The sequence below is a fragment of the Microbacterium sp. NPDC058345 genome (assembly GCF_042723855.1).
GTDB lineage: Bacteria > Actinomycetota > Actinomycetes > Actinomycetales > Microbacteriaceae > Microbacterium.
Genome location: NZ_JBHXIG010000002.1, coordinates 173,178 through 193,497 on the forward strand (window position 1 = coordinate 173,178; position 20,320 = coordinate 193,497).

Genomic DNA, 20,320 nt, shown 5'->3' on the forward strand with positions numbered 1-20,320 from the left:
GCTGGTGTCAAGGTGCGTGCGGCGGACGCGGGCCCTGACCTATCGTCGCGTTATGACCTCAGACCACGCTCTGCCCGCGGCGGACTCACCGGCCGCTCCGACGCGTCTGCGACGCGCGATCTCCGGCCCGCTGCTGTACGCCTTCATCCTCGGGGACGTGCTGGGGGCGGGCATCTACGCCCTGATGGGTGTGCTGTCGGCCGAGGCGGGCGGCATGCTCTGGGCGCCGCTGCTGCTGGCGCTGCTGCTCGCCCTGCTCACCGCGGGCTCATACGCGGAACTCGTCACGAAGTATCCACGGGCCGGCGGAGCGGCCGTCTTCGCCGAGCGCGCCTTCCGAAGCCCGCTGATCTCGTTCCTGGTCGGATTCAGCATGCTGGCGGCCGGAGTCGTGAGCGCCGCCGGACTGGCGATCGCCTTCGCGGGCGACTATCTCGGCACCTTCCTCGACGTGCCGCTCGTGCCCGCCGCGATGGTCTTCCTGCTTCTGGTGGCGGCGCTGAACGCGCGCGGCATCCGGGAGTCCCTGCGGACCAACCTCGCGATGACGGCGATCGAACTGTCCGGCTTGGTGATCGTCATCGTGGTGGTGGCCCTCTTCGTCGGCGGCGGTGGCGGTGACCTCTCCCGCACCGCCCAGCTTCCCGAGGGGGTCGGCGTCGGGTCGGCCGTGCTCGGCGGCGCGATCATCGCGTACTACTCGTTCGTGGGATTCGAGACCTCGGCCAACGTCATCGAAGAGGTCACGACGCCGCGGCGCAGCTACCCGCGGGCCCTGTTCGCGGCGCTCATCACGGCCGGTGTGATGTATGTGCTCGTCGGCCTCGCGAGCGCGGCGGCCTTGCCGCCAGCCGAACTGCAGGACTCCAGTGGCCCGCTTCTGGCGGTCGTCGAGGCGACGGGGCTGCATGTGCCGTCGTGGCTGTTCAGCCTCATCGCCCTCATCGCGGTCGCCAACGGTGCGCTGCTCACCATGATCATGTCGAGCAGACTCGCCTACGGCATGGCGGATCAGGGCCTGCTGCCCAGCCCGCTCGCCCGGGTGCTGCCGCGGCGGCGCACCCCGTGGGTCGCCATCGTCACGACGACGGCCGTAGCCATGCTGCTCACGCTCGTCGGCGACCTCGCCACGCTCGCCGAGACGGTGGTGCTGCTCCTGCTGATCGTGTTCATCAGCGCGAACGTGTCGGTGCTGGTGCTGCGGCGCGACCGCGTGGACCACGACCACTTCCGCGTGTGGACGTTCGTCCCGGTGCTGGGAGTGATCTCATGCCTCGTGCTGCTGACGCAGCAGCGTCCGATCGTGTGGCTGTTCGCCGCGATCCTCCTCGCGGTCGGCGCCGTCCTGCACCTGATCAGCGTCGTCGCACGACGCCGGCGCCGTCACGAAGCTCGAACACCAGCTGCGTCTCCGTCGCCCGCACCACATCGTGAACCGTGATGTGCTCGAGCACGATGTCGCGCAGAGCGCCCGCATCGGCGACGGCCACGTGGACCAGGAAGTCGTCGGCGCCGGCGATGTGGAACACCTGCAGCACTCCTGCGGTCGCGACCAGCGCGTCGAAGAGCGCGTCCACACCCGTCTTGCTGTGATTGGCCAGGCGCACGCGGATCATCGCCTGCACCGGGGCCCCGACGGCGGCCGGGTCGATCATGAGCCGGACGCCGGTGATCACGCCGCGGTTGCGCAGCGACCTCATGCGGAACGCGCATGTCGACGCCGGGATGCCGAGGGTCTGGGCGATCTGCTTCACCGCCGCGTCCGGCTGGTTGGCGAGCTCGCCCAGGATGCGCAGGTCGAGCTCGTCGACCGCACCCTGCAGGTTCTGCGCTGACACCAACGATCCCTCCCGAGACCCGCCGCGGATTGCTCGATTCACAACGTACCGCTTCTCTCAGGCGATTCTCGACAATCGATCTGGCGTTCGGTCGCCGCGCCGAACATCCTGGAGCAATGGTCGACCTTCCGCTGCATCCCGACACCGTCGCCGTCCACGCCGGCCGCTCCGACTTCGCGGCGTTGGGCGTGCATGCCGCCTCGCTCGACCTGTCGACGACCAACCCGCTGCCCGACATCGCGCACGGCGGCGATTCGTACGAGTCGATGGCGACCGGCGGGCATCCGCTGCCCGAGGGCGGCAACGTCTATGCGCGGCTGTGGAATCCGACGGTCGCCCGTTTCGAGGAGGCGCTCGCGGAACTCGAGCACGTCGAAGCTGCGGTGGCCTTCGGTTCCGGGATGGCGGCGATGACGGCGGCGATCCTCTCGCACACCACCGCGGTCGGCAAGCGGCACGTCATCGCGGTGCGGCCCCTGTACGGCGGCACCGATCACCTGCTCGACTCGGGGCTGCTCGGCGCGGAGGTCACCTTCTGCGACGAAGGCGCCGTCGCAGACAGCATCCGGCCCGACACCGGGCTGATCGTGCTCGAGACCCCGGCCAACCCGACCCTCGATCTCGTCGACATCGCCGGCGTCGTCACGCAGGCAGGCTCCGTGCCCGTGCTCGTCGACAACACCTTCGCCACCCCGCTGCTGCAGAACCCCCTCGACCTGGGCGCGGCCCTGTCGCTGCACAGCGCCACCAAGTACATCGGCGGGCACGGTGACGTGATCGCCGGGGTCATCGCGTGCTCCGAGCACACCGCTCAGGCGCTGCGGCGGGTGCGTGCCATCACCGGCGCACTGCTGCATCCGCTGGGCGCGTATCTGCTGCACCGGGGACTGGCCACGCTGCCGGTCCGGATGCAGGCGCAGCAGGCCGCCGCCCGGAAACTCGTCGAGCGTCTGCAGGGCGATCCGTCGGTCACCGAGGTGTTCTACCCCGAGCTCGGCGATTCCCGCCGCCTGATCGGGCGTCAGATGCGCGGCGGGGGCGCGATGATCGCGATCCGTCTCGCCGGCGGTTACGCCGCCGCCGAGGCCCTCACGAGCTCCGTGCGGCTGTTCACGCACGCTGTGTCGCTCGGCGGGGTCGACTCGCTCATCCAGCACCCTGCCGCGCTCACGCACCGGCCGGTGGCTCCGGAAGCGCGGCCGGGCGCCGATATCGTGCGCCTCTCGATCGGTCTCGAGAACGTCGACGATCTGCTCACCGATCTCGAGTACGCCCTGGCGAGGGCCGAGGCCGCCGCAGGCGCATTGCGCTGAGCGGTCGTGTGCTCAGCGCAGCGCCGCGACGTGCCACGATGGAGGGATGACCTCTGCGAACCTGACCAGAGAAGAGACGGCCGAACGCGCCGCGCACATCACGGTGCGCAGCATCCGCGTCGAACTGGATCTCACGGGTGCGCCGGAGCGCGCCCGCACCGGCTTCCCGAGTATCACGACGCTCGCATTCCACGCCGACACGGCGGAGACGTGGCTCGACTTCATCGGCGAGAGCGTGCACCGTGTCGTCGTCAACGACGAAGAGCGCGAGGTGCGCTACGACGGCGCACGGATCCTTCTCGACGGGCTCGGCGCCGACAACGTCGTCCGCGTCGAGGCGGTCGCCGCATACAGCCGTTCCGGCGAGGGCATGCACCGCTTCCATGACCCGGCCGACGGCGAGACCTACCTGTACACCCAGTACGAGCCCGCCGATGCGCGCCGCGTCATGGCCTGCTTCGAGCAGCCCGACATGAAGGCCGCCTACACCTTCGACATCACCGCGCCTGCGGGCTGGCACGTGTTGTCGAACCAGTCGGCCGCACACGTGCGAGCGGGCATCGGCGTGCAGCGCGTCGAGTTCGCCGAGACGCTGCCGCTCTCGAGCTACATCACCTCCGTCGCCGCAGGCCCCTACGCCCGCATCGACGGCGAGTGGAGCCGCGGTGACCAGCGCATCGAGCTGGGAGTGCTGTGCCGCGCGTCACTGGCCGAGCACCTCGAGGCGGACGAGATCCTCGAGGTCACCCGGCAGGGGCTCGACTTCTTCAGCGACGCGTTCGCGTATCCCTACCCCTGGGGCAAGTACGACCAGATCTTCGTGCCGGAGTACAACCTCGGCGCGATGGAGAACCCGGGTCTGGTGACCTTCACCGAGGCGTACATCAACCGCGGCGCGGCCACGGACGCGCAGCGCGGGGCCAGAGCGAATACCATCCTGCACGAGATGGCGCACATGTGGTTCGGCGATCTCGTGACGATGCGCTGGTGGGACGACCTGTGGCTCAAGGAGTCGTTCGCCGACTACATGGGCACCCACGCATCCGCGGTGGCGACCCGGTTCGCCGACGCATGGGCTCGCTTCGCGAACAGCCGCAAGACGTGGGCGTACCGGCAGGATCAGCTGCCCACCACGCACCCGATCGTGGCCGACATCCGCGATCTCGAGGCGGCGAAGCTCAACTTCGACGGCATCACCTACGCCAAGGGAGCGGCGGTGCTGAAGCAGCTGGTCGCCTTCGTCGGCGAGGACGCGTTCTTCGAAGGCGTCCGCCGCTACTTCGCGGCGCACGCCTTCGGCAACACGACGCTCGGCGATCTGCTCGACAAGCTCGAGGAGGTGTCGGGTGAGGACCTGCGCTCCTGGTCGCGCGCGTGGCTCGAGACCAGCGGTGTCGCGGCGCTGTGGCTCGAGACCGATTCGGATGGGCGGCGCGTGCTCGTGCAGGACGGTGGGGACGCGGGTCCGCGCCCGCACCGACTGCGCGTCGGCCTGTACGACCTTGAGGAGGATCGCCTGCGGCTGCGGGAGCGCATCGACGTCCGGATCGACGAGGAGCGCACGGAGGTCGAGATCCCGGACGCCGAGCTCGTGCTGCTGAACGACGACGACCTCACCTACGCGAAGGTCCGCCTCGACGAGCGATCGCTGGACGCCGTGGCGCAGTGGCTGAGCACCCTCGACGACGACCTCGTGCGCGGCCTGGTGTGGTCGTCGCTGTGGAATGCGACACGCGACGGCGAACTGGCCGTGACCCGCTACCTCGAGATCGTGCGACGTCACGCACCCGCCGAGACGAACGTCGCCCTGCTCGCCGCCGTTCTGCAGAACGCGGCGTACGCCGTGCAGCACTACGCGCGCGACGACGCGCGCGCCGCGGAGCGGCGCCGGTGGCTGGAGACCACCTGGTCGTCGCTGCAGGGCGCCGACGCGGGCAGCGACGCCCAGCTCGCGTGGGCGCGCGCCTTCGCGGCGGCATCCGCTCACGACCGTGCGCGCGCCGACGACGTGCGCCGCATCCTCGACGGCGACGCCCCGCAGGGCCTGCCGATCGACGCTGATCTGCGCTGGCTGATGATGACCGCCCTGGCGACCACCGGAGACGCCGGCGCCGACGAGATCGCCGGTGAATCCGCGAGGGATGCGACGGCGGCCGGGCGAACGGCCGAGATCCGCGCGCTCGCCTCGCGTCCGGACGCCGGCATCCGGAGCGCGGCATGGGATGCGGCCTGGAACGATCAGACGCTCAGCAACGACCATCTGGACGCCACCATCGGCGGGATCCGCGCCGGCGGACGACGCGACCTCATCGCGGCGTTCGACGCCGAGTACTTCGCGCGGATTCGCGACGCGTGGTCGCAGCGGAGCATCGAACTCGCGCAGCGCCTCGTGGTCGGTCTGTTCCCGGCATCGGAATCCACCGAACTCGTGGACGCCTGGCTGGCGGCGAACAGCGACGCACCGGGCGCCTTGCGTCGATTGGTCGTCGAGCAGCGGGACGACCTGCAGCGTGATCTGCGGGTGCGCGCCGCGCAGCCGTCAGTCGCGTGAGAACTGCGCGGCGGTCTCTTCACCGAGGCGGCGCAGCGCCGGACGGTCGTCGCTGGCGTCGATGAGGATGATGGCCAGCGCCGCCGCCCACGCCCGCGCGCGCCGCCACGTGGCTGTCGTCGTACCGGTCGCCGATGGCACGACGGAGGTCACGTCGGCCGTCGGCGTCGAACAGCATCCATCCCGCGGCGAGATCGTAGGCGGGGTCGCCGGCGGTCACATCGCCGAAGTCGATGATCCCGGTGAGCGCAGCGCCGTCGATGATGAGGTTCCCGGGATGCAGATCGCCGTGGATCCACACGCGTTCCTCGCTCGTGGGAGCGCGAAGGCCCGCATCCCAGATGCCGGACAGTGCGGACTGCTCGGGATGCCGCCGCAGACGCTCGCGAATCCGCGCGTCACGATGACTCAGCGGCACTCCGCGTACCGGATTGTGCGGCGCACTCGAAGGAGCAGGCTGGTGGAGCGCGTGGAATGCTCGAGCGAGCTGCGATGCCCACCGCCCGTTCTCGGCCCGTGGTCTGCCGAGCGCGGGCGCACCCGGCAACCAAGGGACGACCGACCACGGCCGGGGAAAGGTCGCGGTGGCGCGCCCGAGGACGAGGGGTACCGGCGTGCGGATCCCGACGGCGGTGAGCGCCGGTTCGAGCAGCGGAAGCGCGAATTGCTCGTGCGTGATGAGATGCGCTGCGGCGGCACGGCGCGGCATACGGACCGCGAGCTCGTCGCCGAGACGCCAGATGACGTTGTCCCATTCCTCCGCGGCGCGCGTCCGGGGAAGATCGGCGAGATGCGGCGCCTGACCGCGGAGAAGTTTCCGGATCTCGGGCTCCGTCAGTCGGCGCTCGGCCGGTGGGGAATCCGCCACGTCACAGGTCGAGCGAATCGCCCGGGTCGAGGTCGAAGAACCGACCGCCGTGCTCCTCGGTGGCCCATCGCAGGCGCTGACGATGCATCGCGCGACCGATCTCTGACAGCGTCATGTCGTGGGTGCCGAAGGAGCGACGGGGGGCGCCGGCCAGCACGAAGTCCATCGCCTCGCCGATCTTGAGCCAGGGCGCGCCGAGCGGGGCGGCGAGTGTGTCGACCTGCACCCCGGCGGGGACGGCGTACGAGTCACCGGGGTAGTAGAGGGTCTCGTTCACGAGCACGCCGACGTTTCGGACGCGGGGGAGGGAGGAGTGGATCACGGCGTGGTCGCCACCGAAGAAGCGCAGCGTGAACGCCCCTGTGTTGACGGTCTCGCCGGGCTCGACCGCGGTGATGTGGTGGCCGTCGGCTGCCTGCGCGACGGCGGCGGTCGAGTACACCGACGCGTCAGGGGCGGCGTCGCGGATGCGGCGCAGATGATCGGAGGTCCAGTGATCGGGATGCTCGTGGGTGATCACCACCCCCACGACGGTGCCCAGGTCGCCGAGCGCTGCGGTGAACGAGCCGGGGTCGACGATGAGCGTCTCTCCGTCGTGATCGATGCGGAGAGCGGCATGTTCGTACTTGGTCACGCGCATGCTCCGAGTCAACTCCACGTGCGGCGACGCGGCAAGCCACGATGGCGACACGCCCGTCGGGTCGGTCGACGCCGGTGGGATTTGGAATCCGCAGATGCGCCATGGCAGACTTCTACGGTTGCCAGAACGGCCCCGAAGGGCCGGACGGCCCCATCGTATAGCGGCCTAGTACGCCGCCCTCTCACGGCGGTAACGCGGGTTCGAATCCCGCTGGGGTCACAGCGACGCGAAGGCCCTCCGACGAACCGGAGGGCCTTCGTCTTCTCCCGTGCACGGGAATCAACGCGGCGTGATCGCGGTTGTCCCGACCGTGACGGACATCGAATTCGGACTCGACACCTTCGGCGGCGTGACCTATGACGCGGCAGGGGATCCGCTTCCGCATCCGCAGGTGATCCGCGACATCGTCGACGACGCCGTGCTCGCCGATGACCTCGGTCTCGACTTCTTCGGGGTGGGTGAGCATCATCGCCCCGACTTCGCGGTGTCCAGTCCGGAGATGGTGCTGGCCGCGATCGCCTCTCGCACCGAGCGCATCCGGCTCGGATCGGCCGTCACGGTGCTGAGCTCCGATGACCCGGTGCGGGTGTTCGAGCGCTTCTCCACGCTCGACGCGGTCTCGAACGGACGTGCCGAGATCGTCGCCGGCCGGGGGTCGTTCATCGAGTCGTTCCCGCTGTTCGGATTCGATCTGCGCCAGTACGAAGAGCTCTTCGAGGAGCGTCTGGATCTGCTGTCGCAGCTGCTCACCGAAGAGCCGGTCACCTGGCAGGGCAACACTCGCGCAGCCCTGACCGAGCAACGCGTGTTTCCCACGACCGTGGGCGGTCTGCGCACCTGGGTCGGGGTGGGTGGAAGTCCGGAGTCTGTGGTGCGCACAGCGCGCTACGGATTCGGCCTGTTCCTTGCGATCATCGGCGGGCCGGCCGCGCGATTCGCGCCGTACCTCAACCTGTTCACCCGGGCTCAGGATCAGTACGGCGTCGCTCACCAGCCCGTCGCCGTGCATTCGCCGGGACTCGTGGCGGAGACCGATGAGAAGGCACGGGAGATCGTGCACGACGGCTGGCTCGCCATGCGCACCCGGATGGGACAGGAGCGAGGATGGCCGCCGCCCGCTGTCGGCGACTTCGAGCGCGAGATCGAGTCGGGGGCGTTGTACGTGGGCTCGCCCGAGACCGTGGCGACGAAGATCGCGACGACGCTGCGCACCCTGCCGGTGAACCGCTTCGACCTCAAATACGACCAGAGCATGGTGCGCCACGGCATGCTGTCGCAGTCGATCAAGTTGTACGGTTCGCAGGTCGTGCCGATGGTCAAGGACATGCTCGCCTGATCCCGCATCCGGCGACCTGCTCGATTTGGAGGCGCTGAACGCGTCATGGCATACTTGAACGGTTGCAGTGACGGCCCCATCGTATAGCGGCCTAGTACGCCGCCCTCTCACGGCGGTAACGCGGGTTCGAATCCCGCTGGGGTCACTGAACGAAGAAGGCCCTCCGGTGGACGGAGGGCCTTTTCGTGTCGTTGGATGCCTCGGCGGGGCCGCCGGAGTTGCTCGGTGTTCGCGATCTTGGCCGGCTTTTCGGGGCCGGATCTGGGGTTCGAATGTCGGTGGCTGCTGGTGTACTGGGGGTATGGCGGCGTTGATGGATGTCTCTGCGGAGCAGGTGGCCACGCTCGATGAGCTGGTCGATCTGGCGCAGAGCGTGCAGCGTTCGATCACGAGCATGCAGGCCGGTCTCGATGGTGTGCTGGCGTTGGCGTCTCGGTGGGCGATGGAAGCTGCCGGGGATGTGGACGAGGTGGATCTGACGTTTCGGTCGGTGGCGGCGGAGCTGGGGGCGGTGCTGCGGGTCAGTGACCGGACGGTGCAGCGGCGGATGTCGGATGCGGAGGTCAAGGTCGACAGGTTCCCGGTGGTGTGGCAGGCGCAGGGTGCGGGGCGGATCAGTGCCGGGCATGCCCGGGTGATCGTGGATGCGGGGGATTATCTGGAGGATCCAGCGGCGCGGGAGGCGTACAGCGTGCGGGTGTTGGAGTTCGCGGAGCACGAGTCCCCGAACCGGTTGCGTCCGATCGCCGCCCGGTTGGCGGCGCAGTATCAGGCGCGGTCGTTGCAGGAGCGGCATGAGGATGCCCGGCAGAAGCGGGCCGTGTGGGTGACGGATGTCCCGGACGGGATGGCCGAACTCGGCGTGCGCGGCCCGGCGGTGCTCGTGCATGGCGTGTTCGACCGGCTCACCGCCATGGCCAAGGCCGTCGATGCTGACGCGTCGGCTTGCGAAGACCGTGATGCTCCCGAGGATCCGCGGATGCTGTCGCAGACGCGCGCGGACCTGGCCCTGGACCTGCTGCTCACCGGCGCCCCGGCCGGACACGACACCCCCGACGTGCTGCTCGCCGCGATCAGCGGGCAGGTGAGCGTGACCGTGCCGGTACTGACCCTGATGGGCGCCGAGGATGCCGGCACACCGGCCCCGGAGTTGGACGGGCGCTGCCCGATCGACCCCGCCACCGCCCGCCTGCTCGCCGGCGCCGCCACCGGATGGGACCGGGTGCTCACCCACCCGATCACCGGCGGCCTGCTCGCCGTAGACCGCTACCGACCCGGCGAATCCCTACGACGACACCTCAGAGCCCGCGACCAACGCTGCCGGTTCCTCTGCTGCGGGATGCCCGTGCGCCGCAGCGACCTCGACCACACCCAAGACGCGGCCCTGGGCGGTGCGACCGAAGAAGGAAACCTCGAAGCCCTCTGCCGACGCCACCACATCCTGAAACACCACACCCCCTGGCACGTCGAACAACTCCCCGACGGGCTGCTGGAATGGACCAGCCCCACCGGACGGGTCTACATCGACCAACCACCCGCCCAGAACACCGTCACCTTCACCGACACCGACCCACCCCCCGACACCGAACCACCCGACAACCCCTGGGCCAACCCACCACCCAGACACCTCACACCCTTCTGAACGCTGTCCCGTGCCATCGGGGCGAACGCGGCGTCTACCGGATCACGTCACGCGGTGCGCCAGGAATCATCGGCGATGTGCGATCCGGCCAGCGGTCCCATCTGCAGCATCCCGCCGTCGACCGCCCAATCGGCACCGGTGACGTAGCTCGACGCCGGCGAGGCGAGGAACGCGATCACGGCCGCGATCTCCTCGGCCTTCCCCGGTCGCCCCAGGGGAACACCCGGGCGATGCGTCCGATCGGCGTCTTCGGAGGTGCGGCCACTCGCGGCCGTCGCGATCTCGCCCGGCGCGACGGCGTTGGCGGTGATGTCGTGCTCAGCGAGCTCGATCGCCATCGTCTTGATGAGGCCCGAGAGGGCGTGCTTGGCGGCGATGTACGGGCCAAGGCCGACACGCGGCTGATGCGCGTGCACGCTCGTGACCGCGATCAGCCTGCCGCCGCTTCCCGCGTCGACCATGCGCCGCGCGGCCGTTTGCATGCCGATGAACGCTCCATCGATGTTCAGCGCCATGGTTTCGCGCCATTGCTGCACGCTCGTGTCCAGCAGCAGTCGCGGCTCGCTCGCACCGGCGTTGTTCACGAACACGTCCACGCCGCCGAGGGAGTCGGCGAGACCGTCGATCACCCGCGGCACCTCATCGAATTCCGTCGCATCGAAGCGTGCGACCACGGCGTTCCTGCCGCGCGCGCGAACGGCGACCGCGGTGCGCTGGGCCCCCTCCTCGTCGCTGTGCCAGGTGACCCCGACGTCCATGCCGGCCTCGGCCAGGGCGATCGCCGTTGCGGCGCCGATGCCCGAGTCGGATGCGGTCACGATGGCGCGGGTGGGGGAGAAGTCGCTGTCCGTCATGCTCGGAACGCTATCGACACGGCGGCATCGTGGGCGAGGGGTTGACCCACGCTGTGATCCGGCTAAGCTTCGACGTCCTCGTCGGCGCGCACCGGACGCTCCGCGCGCAGCGCGATCGCCCGCAGCCGGGGATTGCGCAGCGGAACGATCATCAGCAGCGCCAGCGCGGCGCCATAGAGCGCGAACGGCGCCCACGACGGGAGCACCGTCGCCAGAGCGCCGGACGCCGCCATCGCCAGCGGCATCAGGCAATCGTCGCCGAGTCGTGTGATCGACGACATCCTGCCGAGGAAATCCGGAGCGATCGTGGCCGCGAAGGTGGCACCCAGGAGCACGGATGCGAACCCGGCCGTGAGCCCGATGACGACGCAGCCCGCCCCCACCGCGATAGGATGCCCCACGCCGAGCGCGATGATGCCCAGCCCCTGCACAACGAGCGCCCAGAAGGCTCCGATCGCCTCGTGGCGGGGCCGCCAGCGCACGACCGCCAGCGCGCCGATCATGGCACCGCCGCCGACCAGCGACTCGAAGACGCCTACCGCACCTGCGCCCCAACCGTGCGCGCTGGCCTGCAGTGCGAGACCGATCGCGAGCGCGGGGCCCACGGCGAGATTCAACCCGGAGAGCGCGATCACCAGCGTGCGTGTGGCGGAGTCGTCTCGGAGGTGGCGGAAACCGGATGCCACACCGCGCAGCACCGACTCACCCGCGGCGCTGCGCGGCAACGCGAATCGCGGACGCAGCCAGATCGCGATGAACGCGATCACGACGGCGAACGTCACGGCATCGGCCGCCGCGCTGCCGGGCATCCCGGCCCACGCCACCAGGAATCCGCCGACCGCGGCGCCCGCCATGGTTCCGAGCCTGCTGAGCGTCTGACTCAGTGCCGAGTAGGCCGGCAGGTCCGATGGTGCGACCAGCTGTCGCGGGATGGTGCCCGCAGCGGGCTCGTAGAACGCGTCGCAGACGCCGAAGGCGATGGTCGCGACGAGAAGGATGGCGACGGTCGGCTCGTGGGTGAGGATCCACAGCGCCGTCGCCACGAGCACGACGACCCGGATGACGTTGAACAGGAGCATCATGCGCCGCGCATCCACGCGGTCGGCGATGGCGCCGCCCAGCAGCAGGATCACCGCGCGCGGCACGGTTCCGGCGGCCACGACGAGACCGGCGACCGCCGGTGACGCGATCTGAACGGCCGTCCAGGCGACCGCGATCGTCCACACCGCGTCGCCGGCGTCCGACAGCGCCTTCATCACCAGCCAGGTCTGCACCATGACGTCGCGCCGGAACGGGGGCGGTGTGCGCAGCGTGCGCGGTTCGGCAGCGGTCATCTCACACCTCTGTCGGAAAGCCGTGCGCGAAGAAGTACACCGGCACGCGCTCCTTGCCGTCTTCTGTGTCGATACCGCCACGCCAGTCGTCGAGCAGGGCGGTGAGCCGGTCCATCAGCGCCGTCAGCTCCTCCTGCGTCGCCCAGGCCAGAGTGTCGGTGGCGAACCCCGCGAGCTCGCTGTCCGGCGAGATGCGATGCCACCGCTGCAGCCGCTCGAGCTGGCGCCGCAGGTTCGCCCGCTCCGCTTCGCGGGCCATCAGGGCATCGGCGGGGGAGTCGAAGTCGGCGGCCGACCAGCTGAACGAACGCCGCGCCAGCTGCCACCAGCTGCTGCGCCGATCGCCGTCCGGGGCGTCGACCTGTTCCACGACGCCGGCCTTCTGCAGCATCCTCAGGTGATGGCTGATGCTGCCCACCTGGGCGTCGAACGCGCGGGCGAGCGTTCCCACCTGCGATGCGCCGTGCAGCAGCAGCCGGTCGACGATGCGTCGTCGCAGGGGATGGGAGATGGCGGTGATGACCGAGATGTGTTCCACGTCGGACACGCTACGGGCGGTCCCGAACTTTCACAAGATCTCTTGTAGACCGCGGAAAATCAGCGATTCTTGTGGCGGTCGACGCTGTCGTGCGTCATCGTGGAGGTGCGCCGACGGCGCCGGATCAGCCACACGACGAGCCCGACGACGGCAGCGATCGCGAGCCACGGCAGCAGGAATCCGACGACGACGACCAGTCCGTTGAGCGCGGCGACAAGGCCGTTCCAGCCTGTGAGCAGCCCGTCGGCGAAGCCGGTCGGATCGGCCTCGTCTGCGACCGCGCGCTCGGCGAGTTGCACGGTCACCGTCGACAGCGCCACCTGCTCGTCCAGCCGCTTCAGCTCCTGCTCGTACGACTCCAGCTGTGCCTGGCGCTCGCTCAGCGCCGCCTCGGCGGTGATGAGGTCGGCGACCGATCCCGACTTCGCCATCAGCTCGGTGAGCCGTGTCACGGATGCCCGCGCCGCATCGATGCGAGCCCGCAGGTCCACCGCCGTCGACGTGACGTCCTGGCGCGACACCGACGAGCGCAGCACCTCGCCGTCGTCGCCGAGCGCCGCCAGCACCGTGTCGAGGGCATCGGCGGCGACGCGGATGCTGATCCATCCGGTGCCCGGATCCCTCGGCCGCGCCGGCACCGTCGTTTCCGTCGCATCGCGCGACGCCCCGATGTCCGCCGACTCCACGTAGCCGCCGTGCTTCGCGGCGAGCGCGATGATCGCGTCGGCGGCCTGCTGCACGTCACGCACACGCAACTCGACCTGCGCCGTCGTGATGATCTCCCGAGCGCTCTCCTCGGATGCGGCACCCGGGTCCGCACCGCTCACGGCGCCGCCGTCCGCGCCGCCGCCCGCGCTCATCACGTCTCCTCCCGCGGCATCGCCGGCCCGGGGACCCGCCTCGCCCGTCGCCGCCGTGTCGGAGCCGCTCCGGGACGTCTGCAGCGAGCCGAGCAGGGGAGGAGAGATCATCGCTCCGACGGCGAACGCCGCGGCGACGCCGAGTGCGGTGACCCAGCCGCGTCGGCGACGCACCGGTGGTGCGGCCCGCCTCGGTTCTTCGGCGACATCCGCCATCACGGCACGCTCCATCGCGCTGATGCGTTCGTCGCTCAGCGCCGGCAACTCGATGCGGTTCGTCTCGCTCATGCGTCTCTCGCTTCCGTGACGGCGCCGCGCAAGCGCGTGCGCACCCTCGAGAGACGGTTGCGGACCACCGCATGACTCACACCCAGCTGCTCCGCGGCAGCCCGATAGGCGTAGCCGTCGACCGCGCAGAGGCGGAAGATCTGCTGATCCAGAGGATCCAGCAGGCCCACCTCCGCGGTGATGCGCTCCGCCAGGGCCGAGGAGATCACCTGGTCCTCGACGCTCACGATCGCCGGCAGCGAGTCATCGGCGGCATCCGTCGTGTTCGCCCGATCGCGGCGCAGCACGCGCAGACGGTTCGCCGCCTGGAACCGGCAGATCGTCGCCAGCCAGGGGAGCAGCGAGGGGCTCGCCAGCCGCAGCCCGGGCAGCTTGCGCCAGGCCACGACGAAGGTCTCCTGCACGATGTCCTCCGCATCCGTCGCCGACGAGAGCACACCATGGGCGATCCAGTAAACTGGCCGCACGTAGGCGCGGTAGATCGACCGGAAGGCATCCTGATCTCCGGCTGCGGCCCGTGCGGCCCATTCCTGGTCGTCGCTCTGCGTCGGCATCCTGTTCCGTTTCGCGTCTCTCACAGAAGAGTGTCGGAAGATGCCTCATCGTCTCAGATGCGGACAGGAGGAGACAGCCGCATCCGGTAGCATGGGTGACGCGAGAGGGAGTATCCCGATTCCGCGCGCATCGTCATCACGAGCACCGCCATCGCTGCTCCGGGCGCGCGACGCACACCGTGCGGGGGAGAGACTTTCGGTTCCCGCCGACCCTTTCGAAAGGCGAGCCGCCGTTGGTCATTCCTGTCTGGTTCGAGATCACCGCGATGATCGTGCTGACGATCATCCTCATCGCAGACCTGCTGCTCATCAAGCTGCGTCCGCACATCCCCTCCACGAAGGAGTCCACCCTGTGGGTGGTCTTCTACGTCGCGCTGGCCATGCTCTTCGCCGTGCTGCTCGGCACGGTCGGAGGGTGGAGCAACGCCGGAGACTTCATCACCGGCTGGGCCCTGGAATACAGCCTCTCCATCGACAACCTGTTCGTGTTCGTGCTGATCATGGCGCAGTTCTCCGTGCCGAGGCGACTGCAGCAGCAGGTGCTCATGGTCGGCATCATCATCGCCCTGATCCTGCGCGGTCTGTTCATCCTCGTCGGCGTCGCCGTCATCGAGCACTTCTCGCCGATCTTCTACATCTTCGGCGCCTTCCTCATCTACACCGCGATCAAGCAGGCCATGCCCGAAGGCGAGCACGACGAAGAGGTGCAGCGGGAGGCGTTCATCGTGCGCGTGCTGCGACGCCGGATCGACATCAGCGAGGGCTATGACGGCTCCCGCCTGCGCACCACCGTCGACGGTACGCGGATGTGGACGCCGATGATCATCGTGTTCATCACCATCGGCATCACCGATCTCATGTTCGCGATCGACTCGATCCCGGCGATCTTCGAGATCACCACCAACGGCTTCCTCGTCTTCACCGCGAACATCTTCGCCCTCATGGGTCTGCGGCAGCTGTACTTCCTGCTCGGCGACCTTCTCGACAGGCTGCGGTACCTGCACTACGGCATCGCCGTGATCCTCGGCTTCATCGGCATCAAGCTGATCCTGCACGCGCTGCACGTGAACGAACTGCCCTTCATCAACGGCGGCGAGCACGTGGAGTGGGTGCCCGACATCAACAACATGGTCTCGCTGGGCGTGATCATCGCCGCCATGACCGTGGCGACGGTGGCGAGCCTCATCGCCTCGGCACGCGAGAAGAAGGCCGCCGCGCTGAAGAGCTGACCGAGTCACACGGTGAGGACCATCTGTCGCCGCGGTGTAAACTGGCCGCGTGCGGCAGATGGTCCTTCTCCTTAGCAGCCGCGACGAGACCTCGATCTAGGCCTCTTCTCGTCGCGGAGTCCGCTGTGGGCCGACGTATCGAGCCAGAAGGAACCACATGACCGAACAGACGCGACCGCGCCCCCTCGCCGAGAAGACCGCCAAGCGTACGCTGGCGGAGAAGGTCTGGGACGACCACCTCGTCGTGAAGGGCGAGAACGGCGAGCCCGACCTCATCTACATCGACCTGCACCTCGTGCACGAGGTCACCAGTCCGCAGGCCTTCGACGGACTGCGCGCCGAGGGGCGCCCGCTGCGCCGGCTCGACCTGACGATCGCCACCGAGGACCACAACACCCCGACCCTCGAGATCCACAAGCCGATCGCCGACCTCACCAGTCGCACGCAGATCGAGACGCTGCGCCGCAACGCCGCCGAGTTCGGCGTGCGGCTGCACTCGCTCGGTGACGCCGAGCAGGGGATCGTGCATGTCGTCGGGCCGCAGCTGGGCCTCACGATGCCCGGCATCACCGTGGTCTGCGGAGACTCGCACACCTCCACGCACGGTGCCTTCGGCGCCATGGCGTTCGGCATCGGCACCAGCGAGGTCGAGCACGTCATGGCGACCCAGACGCTGCCGCTGAAGCCGTTCAAGACCATGGCGATCAACGTCGAGGGCGAACTGCGCCCCGGCGTCACCGCGAAGGACATCATCCTCGCCGTGATCGCCAAGATAGGCACCGGCGGCGGACAGGGCTACGTGCTCGAGTACCGCGGCAGCGCCATCCGCGCTCTCTCCATGGAGGGGCGCATGACGATCTGCAACATGTCGATCGAAGCCGGTGCGCGCGCCGGCATGGTCGCCCCCGACGAGACGACCTTCGCCTACGTGCAGGGCAAGCCGCACGCTCCGCAGGGCCAGGACTGGGAGGACGCCGTCGCCTACTGGCGCACGCTGCCCACCGATGAGGGTGCCGTGTTCGACGCCGAAGTGTTCATCGATGCGAACGAGCTTGAGCCCTTCGTCACCTGGGGCACCAATCCAGGGCAGGGCAGCTCGCTGTCGGCATCCGTCCCGGACCCGGCGTCGTTCGCGGATCCGAGCGAGCGCATCGCCGCCGAGCGCGCTCTGGAGTACATGGACCTGACCGCGGGCACCCCGTTGAAGGACGTCAAGGTGGATGCGGTGTTCATGGGCTCCTGCACGAACAGCCGAATCGAGGATCTGCGCGCCTTCGCCTCGATCATCAAGGGCAAGCAGAAGGCGGAGGGCGTGCGCGTCATGGTCGTGCCGGGCTCCGCGCGCGTGCGCCTGGAGGCGGAGGCCGAGGGCATCGACAGGATCGTCGAGGACTTCGGTGCGGAATGGCGCTTCGCCGGATGCTCGATGTGCCTCGGCATGAACCCCGACCAGCTCGCGCCGGGGGAGCGCTGCGCGTCCACCTCCAACCGCAACTTCGAGGGACGCCAGGGCAAGGGCGGACGCACGCACCTCGTCTCGCCGCTGGTGGCAGCGGCCACGGCGATCCGCGGCACCCTCTCGAGCCCGAGCGACATCGACGAGATGGCCACTGCACCCGCGGCAGCGGGAGCGAGGGAGGGCAACTGACATGGAGAAGTTCACCACGCACACCGGTGTGGCCGCCCCTCTGAAGCGGTCCAACGTCGACACCGACCAGATCATCCCGGCCGTGTTCCTGAAGCGCGTCACCAAGACCGGCTTCGAGGACGCGCTGTTCCACGGCTGGCGCCAGGACCCGGAGTTCGTGCTCAACCAGGAGGCGTTCCGCGGTGCGTCCGTGCTGGTCGCCGGGCCCGACTTCGGCACCGGCTCCAGTCGCGAGCACGCCGTCTGGGCGCTGCGGGACTACGGCTTCGCCGTCGTGCTGAGCCCGCGCTTCGCCGACATCTTCCGCGGCAACTCCGGCAAGCAGGGCCTGCTCGCCGCGACAGTCGACGAAGCCGACATCGAACGCATTTGGGCGCTGATCGACGAGGAGCCGGGGCGCGAGATCACCGTCGACCTGGTCGAGCGCACCGCCAGCATCGGGGGCTTCCAGACCACCATCGGAATCGACGATTACACTAGGTGGCGGCTCCTCGAAGGGCTCGATGACATCGGGCTCACGCTGCGCAACGAAGACAAGATCGCGCAGTTCGAGGCCCGCCGCGAATCGTGGCGGCCACGCACGCTTCCCGTCCGATAGGTCGGGAACGGAGGTGGGCCGGGGGCGGAAGCCCCCGCGGCATCAGCCGCGATACACGAGTGACTCGCGGCGACCGCCGCGGCTGTCCCGAAGAAGATGAGGCCCGAATGACGACACCGCTCCGCGACGCTGCTGCCGACCAGGCTCCGGTTCCCGCCGGATCCGTGCTCGCGATCCGCGGAGGCCGGCCGCTGCGCGGCGGGGTCGACGTGAAGGGCGCGAAGAACCTCGCCACCAAGGCGATGGTCGCCTCGCTGCTCGGCGAGACCACCAGCGTCCTGCGTGATGTGCCCGGGATCAGCGACGTCGCCGTGGTCCGGTCTCTGCTCGAGGTGCACGGCGTGCACGTTACCGAGGGCGACGAGCCCGGCTCGCTGGTACTCGACCCGACCAACGCGAAGTCGGCGAACTTCGAAGAGATCGACGCGCACGCCGGCGCCTCTCGCATTCCGATCCTGTTCTGCGGCCCGCTGCTGCACCTGCTCGGCCAGGCGTTCATCCCCGACCTCGGCGGCTGCCGCATCGGCGACCGACCGATCGACTTCCACCTCGACGCGCTGCGCAAGTTCGGCGCCGTCGTCGAGAAGCAGCCCAGCGGCATCCGCCTGTCGGCGCCCGGCGGCCTCAAGGGCGCGAACATCCACCTGCCGTATCCGAGCGTCGGCGCGACGGAGCAGGTTCTGCTCACCGCCGTGCGCGCTCAGGGAACGACGGAGTTGCGCAACGCGGCCATCGAGCCCGAGATCATGGACCTCATCGCGGTGCTGCAGAAGATGGGCGCGATCATCTCCTACGAGCCCAACCGCGTCATCCTCATCGAGGGCGTCCCGCAGCTGCGCGGCTACGACCACCGCTGCATCTTCGACCGCAACGAGGCCGCCTCCTGGGCCTGCGCCGCCCTCGCGACCGACGGCGAGATCTTCGTCGGCGGCGCGAAGCAGCAGGAGATGCTCACCTTCCTGAACGTGTTCCGCAAGGCCGGCGGCTGGTTCGACGTGCGCGAGGACGGCATCCTGTTCCGCCGCGACGGCGAGCTGAAGCCGGTCGTCGTCGAGACCGACGTGCACCCGGGCTTCATGACCGACTGGCAGCAGCCGCTCATCGTGGCGCTCACCCAGGCGAAGGGGCGCTCGATCGTGCACGAGACCGTGTACGAGAACCGCTTCGGCTTCACGCAGGCGCTGGTGAAGATGGGCGCTGACATCGTCGTGCACCCGCACGGACTGCAGAACGGCCCGCGGCGTGTGCCGCGCCGCGAACTGGAGCAGGCGGCGGTCATCACCGGCCCCACGCCGCTGCGCGCGGCCGACATCGTCGTGCCCGATCTGCGCGGCGGGTACAGCCACGTGATCGCCGCCCTCACCGCGAGCGGCGAATCGCAGGTGTCCGGTATCGACATCCTCAGCCGCGGCTACGAGAACTTCCTCGACAAGCTGCAGGCGCTGGGCGCGGACTTCGACGTCGTCCGGTGATCTGATGGCTGCGTCCGAGCGGAGCCGTCCGAGCCTCTTCTGGCCGCTGGCGGCGATCGTCATCCCCTTCGTCTCCCTGCTCGCCAGGATCCGCACCACCGGCGCCGACAGGCTGCCGCGCGAGGGCGCCTTCGTGCTCGCTCCGAACCACTACTCGGAGTTCGACCCGCTCATCGTCGCCATCGCCGTGTACCGCGCGGGTCGGCTGCCGAGGTTCATGGCCAAGGAGACCCTGTTCCGGGTTCCCGTGCTGGGCTGGGTGCTCAAGCGCACGGGCATGGTGCCGGTGGCTCGCGCGTCGTCGGCGACGGCGGCCAAACTCACCATGCAGCAGTCGCGGGAGCTCGTGCAACGCGGTCGCGGCGTCATCGTCTATCCCGAGGGCACCCTCACCCGCGATCCCGACATGTGGCCGATGCGCGGAAAGTCGGGTGCGGTGCGCCTCGCGCTGGCCGGCGACATCCCGCTGATCCCGATGGCGCAGTGGGGCACCCAGCACATCATGGGGCGCTACCAGAAGCGTCTGAGCCTCTGGCCGCTGCGCAAGAAGGTGCAGGTCGTGATCGGCGATCCGGTCGACCTGTCCGACCTGAAGGGGCGCGGCGGCGAGCCTGCGGTGCTCGCCGAGGCGACGCGACGGCTGATGGAGGCGATCACGGTCCTCCTCGAAGGGATCCGTCACGAGAAGGCGCCGTCCGAGCGCTGGAACCCCGCAGACCACGGTCAGAAGGAGACAGGACGCCTTGACCCCTAAGCG

General features: G+C 69.3%; 18 protein-coding genes and 2 tRNA genes. 12 read left to right on the forward strand and 8 right to left on the reverse strand.

Annotated elements, in window-relative coordinates; all coding sequences use genetic code 11:
- Positions 1 to 52 precede the first annotated feature (52 nt).
- Complete coding sequence (locus tag ACFWH5_RS08435) at positions 53 to 1,441, forward strand: APC family permease (RefSeq protein ID WP_378833941.1); 1,389 nt, start codon at positions 53 to 55, stop codon at positions 1,439 to 1,441.
- Here the strand turns inward: ACFWH5_RS08435 and ACFWH5_RS08440 are convergent.
- The gene (locus ACFWH5_RS08440; protein ID WP_378833944.1) at positions 1,356 to 1,838 is read right to left on the reverse strand and encodes an Lrp/AsnC family transcriptional regulator; all 483 of its coding nucleotides are present in this window, start codon (positions 1,836 to 1,838) and stop codon (positions 1,356 to 1,358) included. The two genes, ACFWH5_RS08435 and ACFWH5_RS08440, sit on opposite strands and share 86 nt — an antisense overlap.
- A 116-nt stretch (positions 1,839 to 1,954) precedes the next feature.
- Between ACFWH5_RS08440 and ACFWH5_RS08445 the strand changes: the two genes are divergently transcribed.
- Both ACFWH5_RS08445 and pepN read left to right on the forward strand, forming a co-directional pair.
- Entirely contained in the window at positions 1,955 to 3,151 is a 1,197-nt protein-coding gene (locus tag ACFWH5_RS08445; protein WP_378833947.1) for a trans-sulfuration enzyme family protein, read from the forward strand.
- Between the two features lie 46 nt (positions 3,152 to 3,197).
- Positions 3,198 to 5,702: an aminopeptidase N gene (gene pepN / locus ACFWH5_RS08450; protein ID WP_378833949.1), complete on the forward strand. Its 2,505-nt coding sequence runs from the start codon at positions 3,198 to 3,200 to the stop codon at positions 5,700 to 5,702.
- 19 nt (positions 5,703 to 5,721) lie between these two features.
- Here pepN and ACFWH5_RS08455 read toward each other — a convergent pair whose 3' ends face one another.
- Both ACFWH5_RS08455 and ACFWH5_RS08460 read right to left on the reverse strand, forming a co-directional pair.
- Positions 5,722 to 6,411 carry a phosphotransferase gene (locus tag ACFWH5_RS08455; RefSeq protein WP_378834791.1) on the reverse strand — a complete coding sequence of 230 codons (690 nt, stop codon included), beginning with the start codon at positions 6,409 to 6,411 and terminating at the stop codon, positions 5,722 to 5,724.
- A 160-nt stretch (positions 6,412 to 6,571) separates the two neighbouring features.
- Positions 6,572 to 7,210: an MBL fold metallo-hydrolase gene (locus ACFWH5_RS08460; RefSeq protein WP_378833952.1), complete on the reverse strand. Its 639-nt coding sequence runs from the start codon at positions 7,208 to 7,210 to the stop codon at positions 6,572 to 6,574.
- 146 nt (positions 7,211 to 7,356) lie between these two features.
- On the opposite strand from ACFWH5_RS08460, the gene ACFWH5_RS08465 reads away from it, so the two are divergent.
- The 4 genes from ACFWH5_RS08465 to ACFWH5_RS08480 all read left to right on the forward strand — a co-directional run bounded on the left by ACFWH5_RS08465 (position 7,357) and on the right by ACFWH5_RS08480 (position 10,188).
- Positions 7,357 to 7,429: transfer RNA gene (locus ACFWH5_RS08465), tRNA-Glu, on the forward strand.
- A 91-nt stretch (positions 7,430 to 7,520) separates the two neighbouring features.
- Positions 7,521 to 8,546: an LLM class flavin-dependent oxidoreductase gene (locus tag ACFWH5_RS08470; protein WP_378833953.1), complete on the forward strand. Its 1,026-nt coding sequence runs from the start codon at positions 7,521 to 7,523 to the stop codon at positions 8,544 to 8,546.
- Between the two features lie 72 nt (positions 8,547 to 8,618).
- Positions 8,619 to 8,691: transfer RNA gene (locus ACFWH5_RS08475), tRNA-Glu, on the forward strand.
- Between the two features lie 168 nt (positions 8,692 to 8,859).
- Positions 8,860 to 10,188, forward strand: a complete 1,329-nt coding sequence (locus ACFWH5_RS08480) for a DUF222 domain-containing protein (RefSeq protein WP_378833955.1) — start codon at positions 8,860 to 8,862, stop codon at positions 10,186 to 10,188.
- A gap of 47 nt (positions 10,189 to 10,235) precedes the next feature.
- Here the strand turns inward: ACFWH5_RS08480 and ACFWH5_RS08485 are convergent, their stop codons facing one another.
- From ACFWH5_RS08485 to ACFWH5_RS08505, 5 genes are all read right to left on the reverse strand, one after another.
- Positions 10,236 to 11,042: an SDR family oxidoreductase gene (locus ACFWH5_RS08485; RefSeq protein ID WP_378833957.1), complete on the reverse strand. Its 807-nt coding sequence runs from the start codon at positions 11,040 to 11,042 to the stop codon at positions 10,236 to 10,238.
- Positions 11,043 to 11,104: 62 nt separating this feature from the next.
- Positions 11,105 to 12,376 (reverse strand): MFS transporter, encoded by a 1,272-nt coding sequence (locus ACFWH5_RS08490; protein WP_378833958.1) that lies wholly within the window; start codon positions 12,374 to 12,376, stop codon positions 11,105 to 11,107.
- A gap of 1 nt (position 12,377) precedes the next feature.
- The gene (locus tag ACFWH5_RS08495; RefSeq protein WP_378833961.1) at positions 12,378 to 12,914 is read right to left on the reverse strand and encodes a helix-turn-helix domain-containing protein; all 537 of its coding nucleotides are present in this window, start codon (positions 12,912 to 12,914) and stop codon (positions 12,378 to 12,380) included.
- Positions 12,915 to 12,973: 59 nt separating this feature from the next.
- Positions 12,974 to 14,062 (reverse strand): DUF4349 domain-containing protein, encoded by a 1,089-nt coding sequence (locus ACFWH5_RS08500; RefSeq protein WP_378833964.1) that lies wholly within the window; start codon positions 14,060 to 14,062, stop codon positions 12,974 to 12,976.
- Positions 14,059 to 14,616: an RNA polymerase sigma factor gene (locus tag ACFWH5_RS08505; protein WP_378833965.1), complete on the reverse strand. Its 558-nt coding sequence runs from the start codon at positions 14,614 to 14,616 to the stop codon at positions 14,059 to 14,061. Before ACFWH5_RS08505 ends, ACFWH5_RS08500 begins: the two co-directional genes overlap by 4 nt.
- Positions 14,617 to 14,849: 233 nt before the next feature.
- On the opposite strand from ACFWH5_RS08505, the gene ACFWH5_RS08510 reads away from it, so the two are divergent.
- The 5 genes from ACFWH5_RS08510 (at position 14,850) to ACFWH5_RS08530 (ending at position 20,317) form a co-directional block, all read left to right on the forward strand.
- Positions 14,850 to 15,845 carry a TerC/Alx family metal homeostasis membrane protein gene (locus tag ACFWH5_RS08510; RefSeq protein ID WP_378833967.1) on the forward strand — a complete coding sequence of 332 codons (996 nt, stop codon included), beginning with the start codon at positions 14,850 to 14,852 and terminating at the stop codon, positions 15,843 to 15,845.
- A gap of 157 nt (positions 15,846 to 16,002) precedes the next feature.
- Complete coding sequence (gene leuC / locus ACFWH5_RS08515) at positions 16,003 to 17,493, forward strand: 3-isopropylmalate dehydratase large subunit (protein WP_378833969.1); 1,491 nt, start codon at positions 16,003 to 16,005, stop codon at positions 17,491 to 17,493.
- Position 17,494: 1 nt separating this feature from the next.
- Positions 17,495 to 18,091 (forward strand): 3-isopropylmalate dehydratase small subunit, encoded by a 597-nt coding sequence (gene leuD / locus ACFWH5_RS08520; protein ID WP_378833972.1) that lies wholly within the window; start codon positions 17,495 to 17,497, stop codon positions 18,089 to 18,091.
- Positions 18,092 to 18,198: 107 nt separating this feature from the next.
- Positions 18,199 to 19,563 (forward strand): UDP-N-acetylglucosamine 1-carboxyvinyltransferase, encoded by a 1,365-nt coding sequence (murA, locus tag ACFWH5_RS08525; RefSeq protein WP_378833974.1) that lies wholly within the window; start codon positions 18,199 to 18,201, stop codon positions 19,561 to 19,563.
- Positions 19,564 to 19,567: 4 nt separating this feature from the next.
- Entirely contained in the window at positions 19,568 to 20,317 is a 750-nt protein-coding gene (locus ACFWH5_RS08530; protein ID WP_378833976.1) for a lysophospholipid acyltransferase family protein, read from the forward strand.
- The last annotated feature ends 3 nt before the right edge of the window (positions 20,318 to 20,320 follow it).